Raw genomic sequence first — 13,981 nt, 5'->3', positions numbered from 1 at the left:
GCGTGAGTAAGTGTGGCCATCAGTCTTCTTCCTTGAGCAGGACCTGCGTGTCGTTGAGCAACACCGACAGGATGAGCTGGTGGCCGCGAGGGGGGATGCGCAGCACCTGGCTCCAGGTGGCGTTTTCCTGGCTGCGGTAGTCGGCGATCACCGCGACGAAGCGGGTCTCGGGTTCGATGGGCGCAAAGGGGATGAACTTGAACTGGCCAGGTCGTACCAAGTAGTCGTCATCGCGGATGTAGGTGCTGCGCAAGGCCTTGGCTGGGTCCTTGTCCAGCAGTTCGTAAACGCTGTTGCGCAGCAGAGAGTCGTCGCGCAACTGCAGGATCTTGATGGCCATGGGCGTGGCGATGGACTCGGCGGCCCAGGCGGTGTCGTGGGGGAGGCTCAGCACCACGGTCGGATCTTCGTAGTGGCCGGGCGTGCTCTCTTCCATGGGGGAGCGCGGCAGATCAGCGTCCTCAATCACTGGCATCGCGATGGGCGACATTGCCGGGAACTGTTCCTGAAGGTATTCGAACAGGGCCCCGACTTTTTCGGTCAAGGCGTAAGGATCACCGGCGCTCAAGCTGACCGCGTAAGGGTTGGGGGCCAGCGCGCCTGGCTGCTCCTCGACCGGCACCTCGACGCTGTGAGGGTTACCGTTGAGCGTCGGGCTGGCGTTGATGCTGAATGCAACTTGGGTGGGGTGTTCCTTGGGTGGCCCGACGGGCACCGAGGGATCCTTGATCACCTGGCCGATCTTGCTCAGAGACGTGCAACCCGAAAGCCCTATCAGCACAGTCAGTAGACCGGCCACGAATGAGTAACGCGTCATGGGTGTGCTCCCGCTTCCAGGGACTGCAAAGGATCGACTTGCCCAGTACCGGTGCCCGCCACTGCATCCAGCGCAGCCAAAGGGTCATTGCCAATGCCTGGGTCGAAGACCGAGCAGATTTCAACGGCGACCTCACGGGCGGTTGAGGCGGGTTGCCAGGCTTCGGCGGGTGCATCGAGTAGCCAGTGATCGAGGGATCGCTGATCAGGGCTGAACAGATCCTCCAGTGAGCGCACATCCGCCTGTGAGCGTTGAGCGAGCAGCCGCAAAGCGCCAATGCGCAGTTGGTCACCTTCGAGCAATCGCCTTGTGTTGAGTGGCCCCACGCTGTCGAAGTTGTCGTTCAGGTAGGTGCGCTGGCAGCAGTCGATGACGCAGAAATCACCCTCGATCCAGCGAATCTCGCAGTGGATTGGTGCAACTGTCTGTTCACGGTCATCGATCAGCCAGGTGGCGCCCGCACTGCCGATGGTGCCGCCGCTGTAATCGAACTGGTGTCGGGCCGTGACGTTGTGCTTCAACTGCCCAAGGTTGGTGATGCTCAAGGTCAATAGGCTCATGAGCGCCCCCGGAACCGTACGACAGGGGCGATCTGGCAGTGACGATCAGCGACGAAGCTGGTCCAGCCCAGGTAGGCGCCCTGGCTTGGGTGCAGGCAAAAGGGCGATAGGGCGTTCTGCTTGAGGCGTAGTTCCAGGTCATAGGCCAGGCCATCGCGCAACAGGAAGTCGATCAGTGCACGCAAGCGATTGAAGTTGATGCCGCTGGGCAACAGGGCATGCAATTGTTCCTGGTCGAGTTCGCTGATCACGATGGTGAACTTGCTGCTGCGCGTGCGCGTGCGGCTGCCGACCATGAAAGAACTGCCCAGCTCGCCGTTGCTGCGCCCCAGGCTGACCAGTTGCCTGGCCGTGGTGGTGACCGAGCGGGTTTCGAATTCGCGGATGTGCACCTGCTTCAAGTCGAAGCAGTGGGCGATGATGCCGGCGACGGTGCCCGGCGCACGGCTGCGACTGGCGATGACACCGGCGAAGCTGAGCAGCCGGCTCCAGGGCAGTGCCGTATCACCGCGCAGCTGTTTGTCGTTCAAGCCGAGCAGGGCAAAGATGTACTGGGAGAACCCATCACCGGCACCGGGCTGGAAACGAATGTAGTAGCGGTACTTGCGCCAGATGCGGTGCAGCAGGCTGAGCAGGTAGTGATTGAAGAAGTCGAAGAACGCCGGCCGTACACCGATGCCCTGTGCGTGTTCATACGCGACCTGATCAAGGTAATAGGTGGGCAACGGCGAGTCGGTGCCATGCAGGCCCATGAACGTGGTGTACACGCGATAGCGGTCTGCTTCCCCAGGGATGCGTTCGGCCTTGTATACGTCCGAAACCGGGAAGGTCAGTCGTGGGTCACAGGCCAGGCGCACGCGCTGTCGGGTGCCCGGATCTGGCCAACGCGGTTCCAGGTCATCCCCGTGCAAACCGTGTAGGCGTTCCAGCAACTGGAAGAAGTTGTACTGGTGCGCCTCGGCGAGCAGCTTGTCGGCTAGATCAGCGGTTGCTTGCCGGTCTGGATGGGCCATGTGTAGTGCTCGTTGTTGGTGATGTTGATCACTTCCAGTTGATGGAAGGAATTGATGCTGGCGTACAGGGCGAAGAAGTGCGCGAGCACGCAACCGAACAGGTACAGGTCGCCCTCGCAGAGGAAAGCGGCCTGATCCAGCTTCAGCCGTGTTCGTAGCCCGCGAATGGGTTGGCCCTTGATTAGCCAATCCAGAGGCTGGGTCTGAATATCCCGAATACCTTCGAGGCGTTTTTGGGTGGTGCGCGTCTGCTGCAGGTCGTGCAAGGCCACGAAGTCATAGGCGCGAATGACCGCTTTCAGCGGTTCGGATGAAAGCAGCGACAGGTAGTTGAGCGACATGTTGGAGATCAGGGCCCACTGCAACTGGCCGTCCAGTACCGGTCGATAGGGGCGGGTTGGCGCACAGATATTGGTGTACGTCACCAAGGGTGGGGTGGCTTCAGTGAGGGCATTGATGTCATTGATGCCCAACGCCAGTGGCAGGTCGCGGTTGGTGCACGTCAGGTCGATGGATGCGGTTTCCAGCTCGCCGATGTAAGCGTTGGCATCCGCTCGTACGAAGGCTATGCGGTGGGTGACGCCACTGCCACGCAGTGAGTCTTCGAGGCTGTAGCGGTAATACAAGGCCGTGCGGCCTTGAACATGCTCGATCTCATGGGCGAACGATTCGAAGGGGCGGAAGGTGCGCAGGTGTTCGCCGGTGCTTCCGTCGGTTGTCGTACGGGTACTGATCACCCGATCGACACTGAATATTTCATAGGCGTGCCGCTCTTTGCCCCTGGGTATCAGGTCGGAAGGGGCGAGCCGGTTGGAGAGGTCGATCGGTTCGGCGCTGTGGCTGAACAGGTTTACAGCTGGGGTGCAGAACAGGCTGAAGTCAGCCTTGCTGATGCGTAGCGAGGCAGGTAGCTGGCGGCAGAATTGAAACTCGAGGCCCACCTGCGCAGTGGCTTGAGCGGGCCAGACTTTCTCCAGCCCGGTTACGCTGAAGAAGTGGAAGCGCTTTGGGAATACAAAGTACTCCTGCAAGGTCCGATAGCCGTCGAAGACGTTCTGTGGGTAAGGCAGCAGCCCTTCGTTTGAGCTGAAGCCTGGGAAGTGGATGCTGCTGGCTGGCAGCCGGTGGACCTCGCCATTGATCGTCACGGCGACATGCTTGAGGTATTGAGCGATCCATAGATACAGGGTGCGTGCAGTCTGGGTATCACCACCTAGGTGAAAATCCAGGCTGTCGCAGCCGAGGGTGTTCATGGGGCGCTCGACCAAGGTGCTGAGGTCGATGCGTACCACCGAACTGTCGAGTGTCTGGGTGGCGCTCACCGATTCGATCTCGAACGGATGGATGTCCACCGCCATGCAGGTGCGAAACTCGCATGGCACGCCATCCACGGGTTTGGAGAACAGCGATGAGCCTTTGGCAATGCGTTGCGACTGGCTGAGCGCTTGCTTGCGTGGCGTGAACTGGATGATCGTGGCGCTCGGCAGCGGCCGCAGGTAATTGGGCCACAGCAGCTGCAGCATAGGGTGCGTCAGCTCTGGCAAGTCATCCTCCAACTTCAGGCGCAGCTTGGCCGTGAGGAAAGCAAAGGCTTCCATCAGGCGTTCGACATCCGGGTCGCTGCCACCCTTGCCGAGCAGTCGGGCAAGCTGTGGGTTGTCTTTGGCGAAGTCGTTCCCCAGCTCATGCAGGTAACGCAGCTCTTCGCTGAATCGATCCTTGAGTGACATCGGTCACCTCACTCGGGTATGGCGGCTATGGCCGTTGACCAGCAGCTCCAGTTGCAGCTGCTCCTTGTGGTTGTTGACCTGCACCTGGCAGTCCAGCCTGAAGTGCAACTCCAGCGGGGCGTGACAATCGGGCATGGCCTTGAGCGAACGCACGTGCACGCGCGGTTCGAAGTGCCGGAGGGTGCGGCGAATGTCGGTGCTGACCTGCTTGAGCAAGTCGCCACTGCTTGCGTCGTACCCATTGAAGTCACGCAGCCCCAGCTCAGGGCTGCTTTGTGAGCAGCCCTGGCGCGCGTTGAGCAGCGTTTCCAGGTGACGCTTGATGGCGGCAAACTTCTCGGCAGCGTTCTCTTGCCGAGAGGGCGTGCGACGTTCAGGCTGATCCGTCACCAGGCGATCAAAAAAACCACTCATTGGGTATCAAGCCGACCGACCAGGGAAATCTCGAAATTCGCGCCCATGTATTTGAAGTGCGGGCGCACGGCGAGCGAAACCTGGTACCAGCCCGGGTCGCCGGCAACGTCCGACACCTCGATCCTTGCCGCACGCAAGGGGCGTCGGCTGCGCACATCAGCGGAAGGGTTCTCCTGGTCGGCGACGTACTGCTTGATCCATTTGTTCAGCTCGGACTCAAGGTCCTTGCGCTCTTTCCAGCTACCTATCTGCTCGCGCTGCAGCACTTTGATGTAGTGGGCCAGCCGGTTGACGATGAACAGGTAGGGCAGCTGGGTACCGAGCTTGTAATTGGTCTGCGCCTGCAGCCCTTCCGGGGTCTTGGGGAAATTCTTTGGTTTTTGTACCGAATTGGCCGAGAAGAACGCGGCGTTGTCGCTGTCCTTGCGCATGGTCAGGGCGATGAAGCCCTCTTCGGCCAGCTCGAATTCCTTGCGGTCGGAAATCAGCACTTCGGTCGGGATCTTGGCCTGCAGTTGCCCCAGGGACTCGTACAGGTGCACCGGCAGGTCTTCGACGGCACCACCCGACTGTGGGCCGATGATGTTCGGGCACCAGCGGTAGCGGGCAAAGCTGTCGTTGATGCAGCTGGCCAGCAGGAAGGCGGCGTTGCCCCACAGGTAGTTTTCGTGTCGTCCGGCGATGTCCTCGGCGTAGTGAAAGCTCTGGGCGGGATTTTCCTGCGGATGATAGGCAGAGCGGAGCATGAACCGCGGGCCGCACAGTGCAGCGTGGCGCGAATCCTCACTTTCACGGAACGCACGCCACTTGGCATGCCGTGGGCCGGCGAAGATGTCCTTGATCTCTTTCAGGTTGGGCAGCTCTTCGAAGCTGCTCAAGTTGAAGAACTCGGGGGATGGGGCTGCGAGGAAGGGCGCGTGCGACATGGCACCAACGGCCGCCATGTAACTCAGCAGTTTGATATCGGGGGAAGCAGGCCCGAAGTTGTAGTTGGCGACCATGGCCGCAACCGGTTCGCCACCAAACTGGCCGTAACCCGCCGTGTAAACGTGCTTGTAGATGCCGCTGCAGGTGATGTCGGCCGCATTCTCGAAGTCATCGAGCAAGTCGTCCTTGCTGACGTGTAGGATTTCAAGCTTGATGTTCTCTCGGAAGTCCGTGCGGTCGACCAGTAGTTTGAGGCTGCGCCAGGCGGATTCAAGTTGCTGGAATTCGGGATGGTGCAGGATGGCATCCATCTGTTTGCTCAGTACCCGGTCCAGCTCTGCAATCATCTGATCAACGCGATGTTTGTTGATTAGTTGGTCTGGATCATTGCTTTTGAGTATTTCCGCAATGAAGGCGGATACACCCTGACGAGCAACTTGGTAGCCCTCTTGTGCGGGGACCAGTTTGGTCTCGGCCATGATCTGGTCGAGCAGGGTGGCGTTACTCAGTGTCTCGCCCGTCGTTTCAACGGCGACTGTAGTGCTGGTTGGCCTTGGCATGGGACGCTCCGTTGTCTCAGTCTTCTTTTGGTGCCTCAAGCACCAGGTCCAGTTCTGCGGCGAGTTGTTTGCGTGCTTGCTCGTTGTTCAGCAAATGCTGCAACTGCTTGCGAAACGCGGGCACGTTGCCCAGCGGGCCCTTGAGGGCGACCAGGGCTTCGCGCAACTCCAGCAGCTTGTTCAGCTCCGGCACCTGGCGGGCGACGCGGTCGGGCCCGAAATCGTTGATCGACTTGAACTGCAGGCTGACCGCCAGCTCTGCATCGGGGGCAGTACAGAGCAGGGAAGGGACGCTCATGGCCAAGCTGACCTCGGCGTCGTTCAACACGTTGTTGAAGCTGTGTTTATCGATACGCATGACCGCACGGTCTTCCAGGGCGCGAGTGTCATCCAGGCCAAAATCACCCAGCAGCAACATCTTGTGCGGCAGCTCTACTTCGGCCTGTTCATCGCCAGTGGCGGGTACATACTTGATATTGATGCGCTCTTTGGGTGCAACGGATCCTGTGGATTTTGACATGGCAGAATCTCTAATTTGTTGGTGAGGTAGTTCTGGTTAGTGCTTGGTTGGTTTGGAGTTTGTTGTGTAGGAAATTTCCATGATTTTGATTTTGGAAATAAACAAGTTCGCAGCGCGTGTTGCGGTTCTCTAAAAAACAATGCCTTCGATGTTGTTATGTAGTCGAGTGCAAAAATGTAAGAAAGTATTTGTTTGTGTTTGGTGATTTTTATGGGATAGGCTCTCGCCGGATTATGTTTCGGGGGTGGCCGGTAGTGGGTTTTGTAATCCATTGTCTGAGTAGGGCATATGTACTATTGAGAGGAGAGCATTCGCAATGTTTGGTAAGAAAACGTATGGCGTAAGTCTCTCGTTGATACTCGGTTGCATGCCGATGTCCGCGTATTCCAATCAGGATTGCCCCCGGATAGTGTCTAACCTTGAGCGCCTGGCTTGTTTCGACAAATCAGCCGGAACCCCTGCTCATCTTGGACCGGTGCAGTGGTCTTTGCCCGAACAAGGCTCGCCCACGTTGCACCGTGTGATGATCCATGAGGCGGGGCGGGCGGCAGATAACCTGATGTTTCGTCTGAGTGCTACAGAGCATGGGCTCATGATCGGCGCACCTGCGATCGCTTCGGTCGCGCCGCATCCCTACTTGGTGATCAGCTGTGTGCAGAACATCTCCAGGTTGCAGTTGGTCGCTGCGCAGCCGATCAATGCTGGATGGGTGAAGATCCGACTGCGGGGTGAGCGTGACGCGACGGCCCCTACCCCCTGGCAGGTCACTGAGAACGGTCAGGTACTTGACGCTGGTAGAGGCTTGCCAGGCATCGAGCAGATCAAAAAGCTGATCGGAGCCCAGCGCATCCTGGTTGAAAGCGACAATCCAGCCGTTGATGGGCTGGTCTTCGATGCTCAAGGCCTGGACCCGCTCATCGGCGAGGCGCGCAAAACATGTCGCTGGTAGCGCAGGTCGACGCGCAGGAAATTGCCCGGCTGCTCGCTCCCATCGACGCGGATGCGCCTGCCGGCCTGTTCGATGTCGAGGACGAAACCTATCAGGCCATTGACCAGGAAATGGTCAAGCTGGGCGGGCTGCAAGAGTCTTCCATCGACTGGCCCTACATCGAAGAAGCGTCCCGCCAGTACTTGGGTGAGCAGAGCAAGCATTTGCGCATCGCCGCGCACCTGAGTGTCGCCTGGCTGCGCAGCCGGTGCTGGGAACGCTGGGGTTTTACCCTGGCAATGCTCGCCGGCCTGGTTGAACAGTATTGGCAAAGCGCATACCCGAAACCCGGCCCTAAAGGCTTGCTGGGCAAGCGCAAGCTGGTGGCCCTGATGCTCAAGCGTTTGATCGAGGCGCTGCCACGGCTGGACCGTTTCACGTATAGCCCCGCTCATGCGGCGGCAGCCCAGGACGCGTTGCAACGCTTGCAACAGCAACAAGCTGTCGCGCAGTTGGATGAAGCGGTCCTGGGCGAACTACAACGGCTGCTTGGCAAGTACAGCGAGCTTGCCAGCGGCGTGGGCGAATCGGCCTCGGCTGCAACTATCAAGCCTGCACCGCTGGCCGATGTCATCGCGACACCGATGCGTCGCGCATCGCCTGGCAACGCGCGTGAGTCTCGAAGGGCCATGCTGGCCATGGCCGAGCAGATCAATCAGCAAGACCCGTACGACCCGACCGGCTATCAGCTACGCCGGTTCGGCGTATGGGCCCATATCCAGGCGGCGCCGCAAGCCAAGCAAGGTAACCGCACAGAGCTGATGGCAGTACCACAGGATATTGCCGGTGATTATGAAGATGCCATTGCGGGCACCGCGATTGACGCGGCCTTGCTCATGCGGATCGAAAAGAGCGTGACGGCTTGCCCCTACTGGATACGCGGCAGTTTCCTGGCGGCAACCGCCGCCACGCGGCTGGCCATGGGCGAGGTGGCTGAGGCTATTCGTGCTGCGACCGCGCGCTTTGTGCAGCGTATGCCAGCCCTGCAGCAGCTGTGTTTCAGCGACGGCCGGGTATTTGTCGATGACCAATGCCTGGGGTGGCTCAAGGGGGCACAAGGCGCATCCGAGCAGGGCGCGGCCGTCCATGAGTTTGTCAGCCTGCGCGAGGAACTGCTCAGCCAGCTGGAAACGGGTGGTGTCGAGCCCGTTCTGCTGCGGTTGCAAGGGATGCACGCGCAGCTCCAAGCCCCCCGTGAACGCTGCCATACCACCGTTATCGCAGCTGACCTGCTGGCCGCTCGGGGCGTGTCCTGGCTGGCCCGCGATTTGTGCGCGGGTGTAGCCAGAACGATGCAGGAAACCACCGCCAGCACTTGGGAGCCAGAGGTGTTTCAGCGCCTCCAGCAGTATGCGGCACCGTACATGCAGACTGATCCGAACAAGGAACGGGAGTCACGATGAATCAACTGTGGAAGCACCTCAAGCGATGGGGCTTGCCCCTGGTGACCCGTATCGGTCTGGCCATGCCGCTGCTGCTCGGATTGGGTGCTGCACTGGTGCTCGTTGCCATCTGGTGGCTCGGCCCGCAATGGACGTGGCGTGAACAGCAGCCGTTGGCCAGCATGGCCCATCGAGGGCTGGCCAGTCTGGTGCTGGTACTGGTACCACTGCTGTGTTGGCTCGTTGTGCTGCGCAGACGTTATCGCCGTCTGCGGACAGAGCGCGATCAGGCAGTGGCCACAGAACTGGACCGAGTACTGCCGTTCGTTCAGGCGCAAGAGAAGGCGTTGGACCAAGGGCTTTCGCGTCTCCTGCATAATGCTGGCGGGCGACGCGCCTTGTACCGATTGCCCTGGTACCTGGTGCTGGGCGAGCAGCACGCAGGCAAGACCAGTTTCATCGACCGTACCGAACAAAATTTTTCCCTGACCCGTATCGACAAGGCACAGACGCGCGGCCGACAAGCACAAGCGCTGGCCTACCCGATTGGTTGGTGGGTCAGCAACGACGCGGTGATCATCGACCCGCCGGGTGCTTTCATCAGTCAACAGCCGCGGCCAGGTTCGCCAGCCGGTGAAGTCGGCGCATCGCAAGTGCCGGGCGCGCCGGCCAGGTTGTGGCAACACCTGCTGGGTTGGCTGCTGCGCAACCGCAGCCAGAGAGCCCTCAACGGCGTGTTGCTGGTTGTCGACCTGCCCGCGCTATTGCATGGCACGCCGGAACAGCGCGTTGCCCTGGCGCATGTGTTGCGTACACGGCTGCACGAGGTGAGCAGTCAACTGGGCTCGCGGCTGCCGCTGTATGTGGTGTTGACCAAGTTCGATCTGCTGGAGGGTTTTGACCAGCTCTACGCCGGGCTTCCCGTTGCCTCGCGGGAAAAACTGCTGGGTTTCACCTTCAAGCTGGAGGCGATGGGGGCGTTCGACGCCTGGCTGGACGAGTATGGCGATCATTACGATCGATTGATCAGTCAGTTGTTTGAGCAGGTGCTGGACCGACTCGATACGTTGGGCGGTGCGCCACTGCGAGCGCGTCTCTTCTCGTTGCATGCCCAGTTGGTCGGGCTGCGCCCGATTCTGCTGGGCTTCCTGAAAGAGACACTGGCAAGCGACCGCTTCACCACGCCTGCCTTGGTACGTGGCCTGTATTGGTCTTCGGTGGTACAGCAAGGCGACATGCTCAATGCGTTCGTTCGTGAGGCGGCACAGCCCTACAAGACCAAGCTGCCATTGCTTGAAGGCAAGGCGCAGGGCAAGGCGCTGGCCTACTTCATCCAGCACGCATTCGGGCGCGTCATCTATCCGGAATCCGGACTTGCCGGGGACAACATCAGAGTGGCGCGCAGTAAGCGCCAACTGCTCTGGGTCGGGTCTGGCGTAGGCGTCCTGGCGTTGTGTGTCGGCATCGCCAGTTGGCAACGCTACTTCGATATCAATGGCGCCAAGGCCGCCAACGTGCTTGCCAAGAGCCGGGAATACAGTCATCACGAAGTCGACCAGCGCCTGGACCCGACCGGGCGCAACCTGTTGCAGCCATTGGACCAGATCCGCGACGCAGTGTCGGTGTTTGGCGACTATCGGGCCGCGTGGCCGGGCGTCGCTGATTTAGGCCTGTATCAGGGGCGCGCCATCGGTCCTCGCGTTGATGAGGCCTACCTTAGCTTGCTTTCCAAGCGCTTCCTGCCCGCCTTGGCCAGTGGGGTAGTCGATGCCATGGATGCGGCCCCGCCAGGCAGCGAGCAGCAAATGGCTGCCCTCAGGGTTTACCGAATGCTGGAGGACCGCCAGAACCGCCGGCCCGAATGGGTCGAGGACTGGATGGCCCGTCGGTGGCAGCAAAAGTTCCCAGGCCAGGGGCAATTGCAACGCGACCTGATGCGGCACCTGAAGTATGCCCTGGCCTATGCCGATACTGATCTGCCCCAGTACCGCCAGCGTATTGCCGAGGTGCAGCAGACCTTGCGCAGGGTCCCGCTCGCAGAGCGGGTCTATGCAAGCCTTAAACAGCAGGCCGGGGAGCAGTTGCACAGCGGCTTGGACTTGCGTCTTCAAGTCGGGCCGGCCTTTGATGTGGTGTATCAATCGTCTGCCGGCGCCAGGCAACATGATGATGCCTTGTTAGCGCCGATGCTCACCGCCAAGGGCTTCAAAGAATACTTCCTACCCCGCAGTCAGCGGTTCGCTGAACTGGCGATGGTCGATGAGTGGGCGTTGGGCGAGCGCGGCCATCTGGATTACTCGAATGCCGACCGTGAGGCGCTGGCAGAACGGCTTCGTAACCTGTACAGCGCCGACTTTATCGACAGTTGGCGGCGAGCATTGAATGCCTTCTCGGTGGCTGATTTTCGCGACCTGGATCACGGGGTTTCGATTCTGCAGCAGTTCACCGGGCCTGCGGCCCCCTTGCATCGGTTGCTGGATACCGTGAGGGACAACACCGCGCTTTCATCCGCTGTGGGCGTCGATGTACCCGAGGAGACTGAGGAGCTGCGACCGACAACCGGCAGGCCAGAGCAGCAACAGGCGTGGGCAATTCAGCGTGCCTTTGCAGGGCTGAGCGCGATGCTGCGGGCAACGGGTGAGAAGCCCAGCTACTACGACGAAACCCTTGGCGCCATTGGCGCAGTCCATGACTACGCCAAGGCGGTGCAGGGCAGCCCGGACAGAGGCAAAGCAGCACTTCAGGCCGTGCATCAGCGGTTCTCGATGACCGGGCATGACCCTATCAGCACCCTGCAACGCGTTGCCACCGGCTTGCCAGAGCCGATCAACCACCAGGTCAGGAAAGTGGCCGAGCAAACGGCGCAAGTGCTCAATGTGGAGGCCCTGCGCGAGCTTGAACGGCGTTGGGATGCCGAGGTGTACAGCTTCTTCCAGCAGCGCCTGGCTGGGCGCTATCCCTTCGTGGTGAAAGCCCCCGATGCCTCGCTGGATGACTTTGAGGCGTTCTTCGGGCCGAAAGGGCGGCTGCAGCAGTTCAACGATCAGTACCTGAAGGTGTTCCTGAAGGACAACCGTGAAGCCCTGCAGGCCGGCCAGCAAGGGCACTCGTTGATTCGCAGCGATGTACTCGAACAGCTGGAGCGGGCAGACCTCATCCGCGAAACGTTCTTCGATCAGCGCGGCAACCTCAGCGTGCAGTTCAGCATCGAGCCGTTGGGGCTTAGCGCTAACCAGCGCACAAGCGTGTTGGACCTGGATGGTCAGTTGATTTCCTATACCCATGGTCCGCGCCAGATCACCGGTATCGTCTGGCCCAATACCTTGGGGCAGCAGGTGCGCAGCAACCTGACCTTGCTCAGGCAGAACGGCAATAGCAGCAGCCTGGAGTATCGAGGGCCGTGGTCGATGTTCCGCTTGCTCAGCCGTGGCTCGCTCAATGGACGCACGGCTACCAGCGTGGACCTGAGTTTCCGCACCGGAGAGGGTGTGATGCGCTATCGGCTGAATGCCGAAAAGGCCTTTAACCCCATCACGCAAGAGCCGTTCAAAGGCTTCAAGCTACCGCGCGGTTTGTTGCAGCAGCCACCCAGGCTTGCACAAGCCTGGTAGACCGACAAAGGCTGCGGCTTGTGCACAGTACGCCTGGGCAGCTGGTTGGTCCCCGTGGCGATGATCATCCGGCAAGCGCTGCTCGCAATCGCTTCCCAGCATAGAAGAAGAGGCCCAAAGGCCTCTGTCTTCCCACACTTGGACGCTACAGCGGCGCGCCGGAGCTCGCTTCAGGCGCCGAGGTCAGATGGATCGCCGAACACAGCAGGCGCAGGGCGATGCGGTCGCGTTCCGGCAGGGCGCGGAAGTGCTCGAGCAGGTTCGACTCTTCTGCACTGAGCGGGTGGCAGGAGGGGGTGGCGCGGCCCTGGGGCAGTTTGCGTAAGAGCTGGATCAGGTAGTTATTCTTGAATGCCATACATCACCTTGCTTGTGTCTCCATCCCTGGGCGATTGCTCTGTGTCCTTGCGTGGGCGCGATGCCCAGACAAACACGTGGCGGAATTTGCAGTGTAGAGGCATGTAGCCATGCCCCGCATCCCGCGCATCATTACATTTGTTTTCCACACCCGCTGGCCAGGTTTCATGCAGCGCGGTGCAGCGAGCAAGAAACAGAGTGTGCTGCCCATCGCCCTCCCTGAAAGTGCTGTTGCCAACCCAACAACCCTTTCAGGATGAGGACCGATCATGCAATTGACAGGCAAGGTAGCCATTATCACCGGTGCCAGCTCGGGTATCGGTCACGCCGCCGCGCTCTTGTTCGCCCACCAGGGCGCACGGCTGGTGCTCAGTGCGCGACGGCAGGCGGCGCTCGAGCAATTGCTCGAGACGCTGGGGCGTGAAGGTTATCCATCGGCGGTGGCGGTCGCGGGGGACATCAACGACCCCGGCCTGGCCCAGGCGCTGGTGGATACCGCCCAGGGGCATTTCGGCGGCCTGGACATCGCTTTCAACAATGCCGGGACCCTGGGCGAGCTGGCACCGTTGCCGGCGTTGTCGCTCAGCGCCTGGCGGCACACCCTCGACACCAACCTCACCAGCGCCTTTCTCTGCGCCCAGGCCCAACTGCCGGCACTGCAGGCCCGAGGTGGCGGTGCGCTGGTGTTCACCTCCAGCTTCGTCGGCCACACCCTGGGCATGCCTGGCATGGCCGCCTACGCGGCCAGCAAGGCGGGGCTGATCGGGCTGACCCAGGTCATCGCCGCGGAATATGGCGCCCAGGGCATCCGCGCCAATGCGTTGTTGCCGGGTGGCACCGACACGCCCATGGGCCGCAGCGTGGCGAACAGCCCCGAGGCGTTGGCGCAGGTGGCGGGGCTGCACGCGCTCAAGCGCCTCGCGCAGCCGCAGGAGATCGCCGAGGCGGCGTTGTTCCTGGCCTCGCCAGCGTCAAGCTTCATGACGGGCGCGGCGTTGCGGGTGGATGGCGGGATATCGATTGTGCGCTGAGCGGGCAAGCGGGCGTACCTGAGCATGGCGAGGCGGCTGGCAACGCCGCCTCAACCCGTATCGAGGTTGCT

The 13,981-nt window shown here is 60.9% G+C and carries 13 protein-coding genes; 5 read left to right on the top strand and 8 right to left on the bottom strand.

Going from position 1 to position 13,981, the window contains the following annotated elements; all coding sequences use genetic code 11:
* Nucleotides 1-19: 19 nt before the first annotated feature.
* The 7 genes from tssJ to tssB are packed head-to-tail and all read right to left on the bottom strand — an operon-like array spanning nucleotide 20 to nucleotide 6,541.
* Complete coding sequence (tssJ, locus tag NJG22_RS14015) at nucleotides 20-817, bottom strand: type VI secretion system lipoprotein TssJ (protein ID WP_253095300.1); 798 nt, start codon at nucleotides 815-817, stop codon at nucleotides 20-22.
* The gene (locus tag NJG22_RS14010) at nucleotides 814-1,377 is read right to left on the bottom strand and encodes an FHA domain-containing protein (RefSeq protein WP_253095298.1); all 564 of its coding nucleotides are present in this window, start codon (nucleotides 1,375-1,377) and stop codon (nucleotides 814-816) included. The genes tssJ and NJG22_RS14010 overlap by 4 nt, the downstream gene beginning before the upstream one ends.
* On the bottom strand, nucleotides 1,374-2,390 hold the full coding sequence (gene tssG / locus NJG22_RS14005) for a type VI secretion system baseplate subunit TssG (RefSeq protein ID WP_253095296.1): 1,017 nt from the start codon (nucleotides 2,388-2,390) through the stop codon (nucleotides 1,374-1,376). Before tssG ends, NJG22_RS14010 begins: the two co-directional genes overlap by 4 nt.
* On the bottom strand, nucleotides 2,354-4,120 hold the full coding sequence (tssF, locus tag NJG22_RS14000; protein WP_253095294.1) for a type VI secretion system baseplate subunit TssF: 1,767 nt from the start codon (nucleotides 4,118-4,120) through the stop codon (nucleotides 2,354-2,356). Before tssF ends, tssG begins: the two co-directional genes overlap by 37 nt.
* 3 nt (nucleotides 4,121-4,123) lie before the next feature.
* The gene (tssE, locus tag NJG22_RS13995; protein WP_253095292.1) at nucleotides 4,124-4,534 is read right to left on the bottom strand and encodes a type VI secretion system baseplate subunit TssE; all 411 of its coding nucleotides are present in this window, start codon (nucleotides 4,532-4,534) and stop codon (nucleotides 4,124-4,126) included.
* Nucleotides 4,531-6,021, bottom strand: a complete 1,491-nt coding sequence (gene tssC, locus NJG22_RS13990; protein ID WP_253095290.1) for a type VI secretion system contractile sheath large subunit — start codon at nucleotides 6,019-6,021, stop codon at nucleotides 4,531-4,533. Before tssC ends, tssE begins: the two co-directional genes overlap by 4 nt.
* Before the next feature lie 16 nt (nucleotides 6,022-6,037).
* Nucleotides 6,038-6,541 (bottom strand): type VI secretion system contractile sheath small subunit, encoded by a 504-nt coding sequence (tssB, locus tag NJG22_RS13985; RefSeq protein WP_253095288.1) that lies wholly within the window; start codon nucleotides 6,539-6,541, stop codon nucleotides 6,038-6,040.
* Nucleotides 6,542-6,857: 316 nt separating this feature from the next.
* Between tssB and vasI the strand changes: the two genes are divergently transcribed.
* The 3 genes from vasI to tssM are packed head-to-tail and all read left to right on the top strand — an operon-like array spanning nucleotide 6,858 to nucleotide 12,522.
* On the top strand, nucleotides 6,858-7,490 hold the full coding sequence (gene vasI / locus NJG22_RS13980) for a type VI secretion system-associated protein VasI (protein ID WP_253095285.1): 633 nt from the start codon (nucleotides 6,858-6,860) through the stop codon (nucleotides 7,488-7,490).
* Nucleotides 7,478-8,932 carry a type VI secretion system protein TssA gene (gene tssA, locus NJG22_RS13975; RefSeq protein WP_253095283.1) on the top strand — a complete coding sequence of 485 codons (1,455 nt, stop codon included), beginning with the start codon at nucleotides 7,478-7,480 and terminating at the stop codon, nucleotides 8,930-8,932. The genes vasI and tssA overlap by 13 nt, the downstream gene beginning before the upstream one ends.
* Nucleotides 8,929-12,522, top strand: coding sequence for a type VI secretion system membrane subunit TssM (gene tssM / locus NJG22_RS13970; protein WP_253095281.1), 3,594 nt, complete (start codon nucleotides 8,929-8,931; stop codon nucleotides 12,520-12,522). The genes tssA and tssM overlap by 4 nt, the downstream gene beginning before the upstream one ends.
* A 145-nt stretch (nucleotides 12,523-12,667) precedes the next feature.
* Here the strand turns inward: tssM and NJG22_RS13965 are convergent, their stop codons facing one another.
* Nucleotides 12,668-12,880, bottom strand: coding sequence for a hypothetical protein (locus tag NJG22_RS13965; RefSeq protein WP_253095279.1), 213 nt, complete (start codon nucleotides 12,878-12,880; stop codon nucleotides 12,668-12,670).
* A gap of 109 nt (nucleotides 12,881-12,989) precedes the next feature.
* Between NJG22_RS13965 and NJG22_RS13960 the strand changes: the two genes are divergently transcribed.
* Together NJG22_RS13960 and NJG22_RS13955 are read left to right on the top strand one after the other, a co-directional pair.
* Nucleotides 12,990-13,139 carry a hypothetical protein gene (locus NJG22_RS13960; protein WP_253095277.1) on the top strand — a complete coding sequence of 50 codons (150 nt, stop codon included), beginning with the start codon at nucleotides 12,990-12,992 and terminating at the stop codon, nucleotides 13,137-13,139.
* A 9-nt stretch (nucleotides 13,140-13,148) separates the two neighbouring features.
* A complete protein-coding gene (locus NJG22_RS13955) occupies nucleotides 13,149-13,910 on the top strand; it encodes an SDR family oxidoreductase (RefSeq protein ID WP_253095275.1) in 762 nt (253 codons plus the stop codon).
* Nucleotides 13,911-13,981: the final 71 nt, after the last annotated feature.

The organism is Pseudomonas sp. VA159-2 (genome assembly GCF_024126635.1).
GTDB lineage: Bacteria > Pseudomonadota > Gammaproteobacteria > Pseudomonadales > Pseudomonadaceae > Aquipseudomonas > Aquipseudomonas muyukensis.
This window is presented reverse-complemented; position numbering and strand designations above follow the sequence as displayed.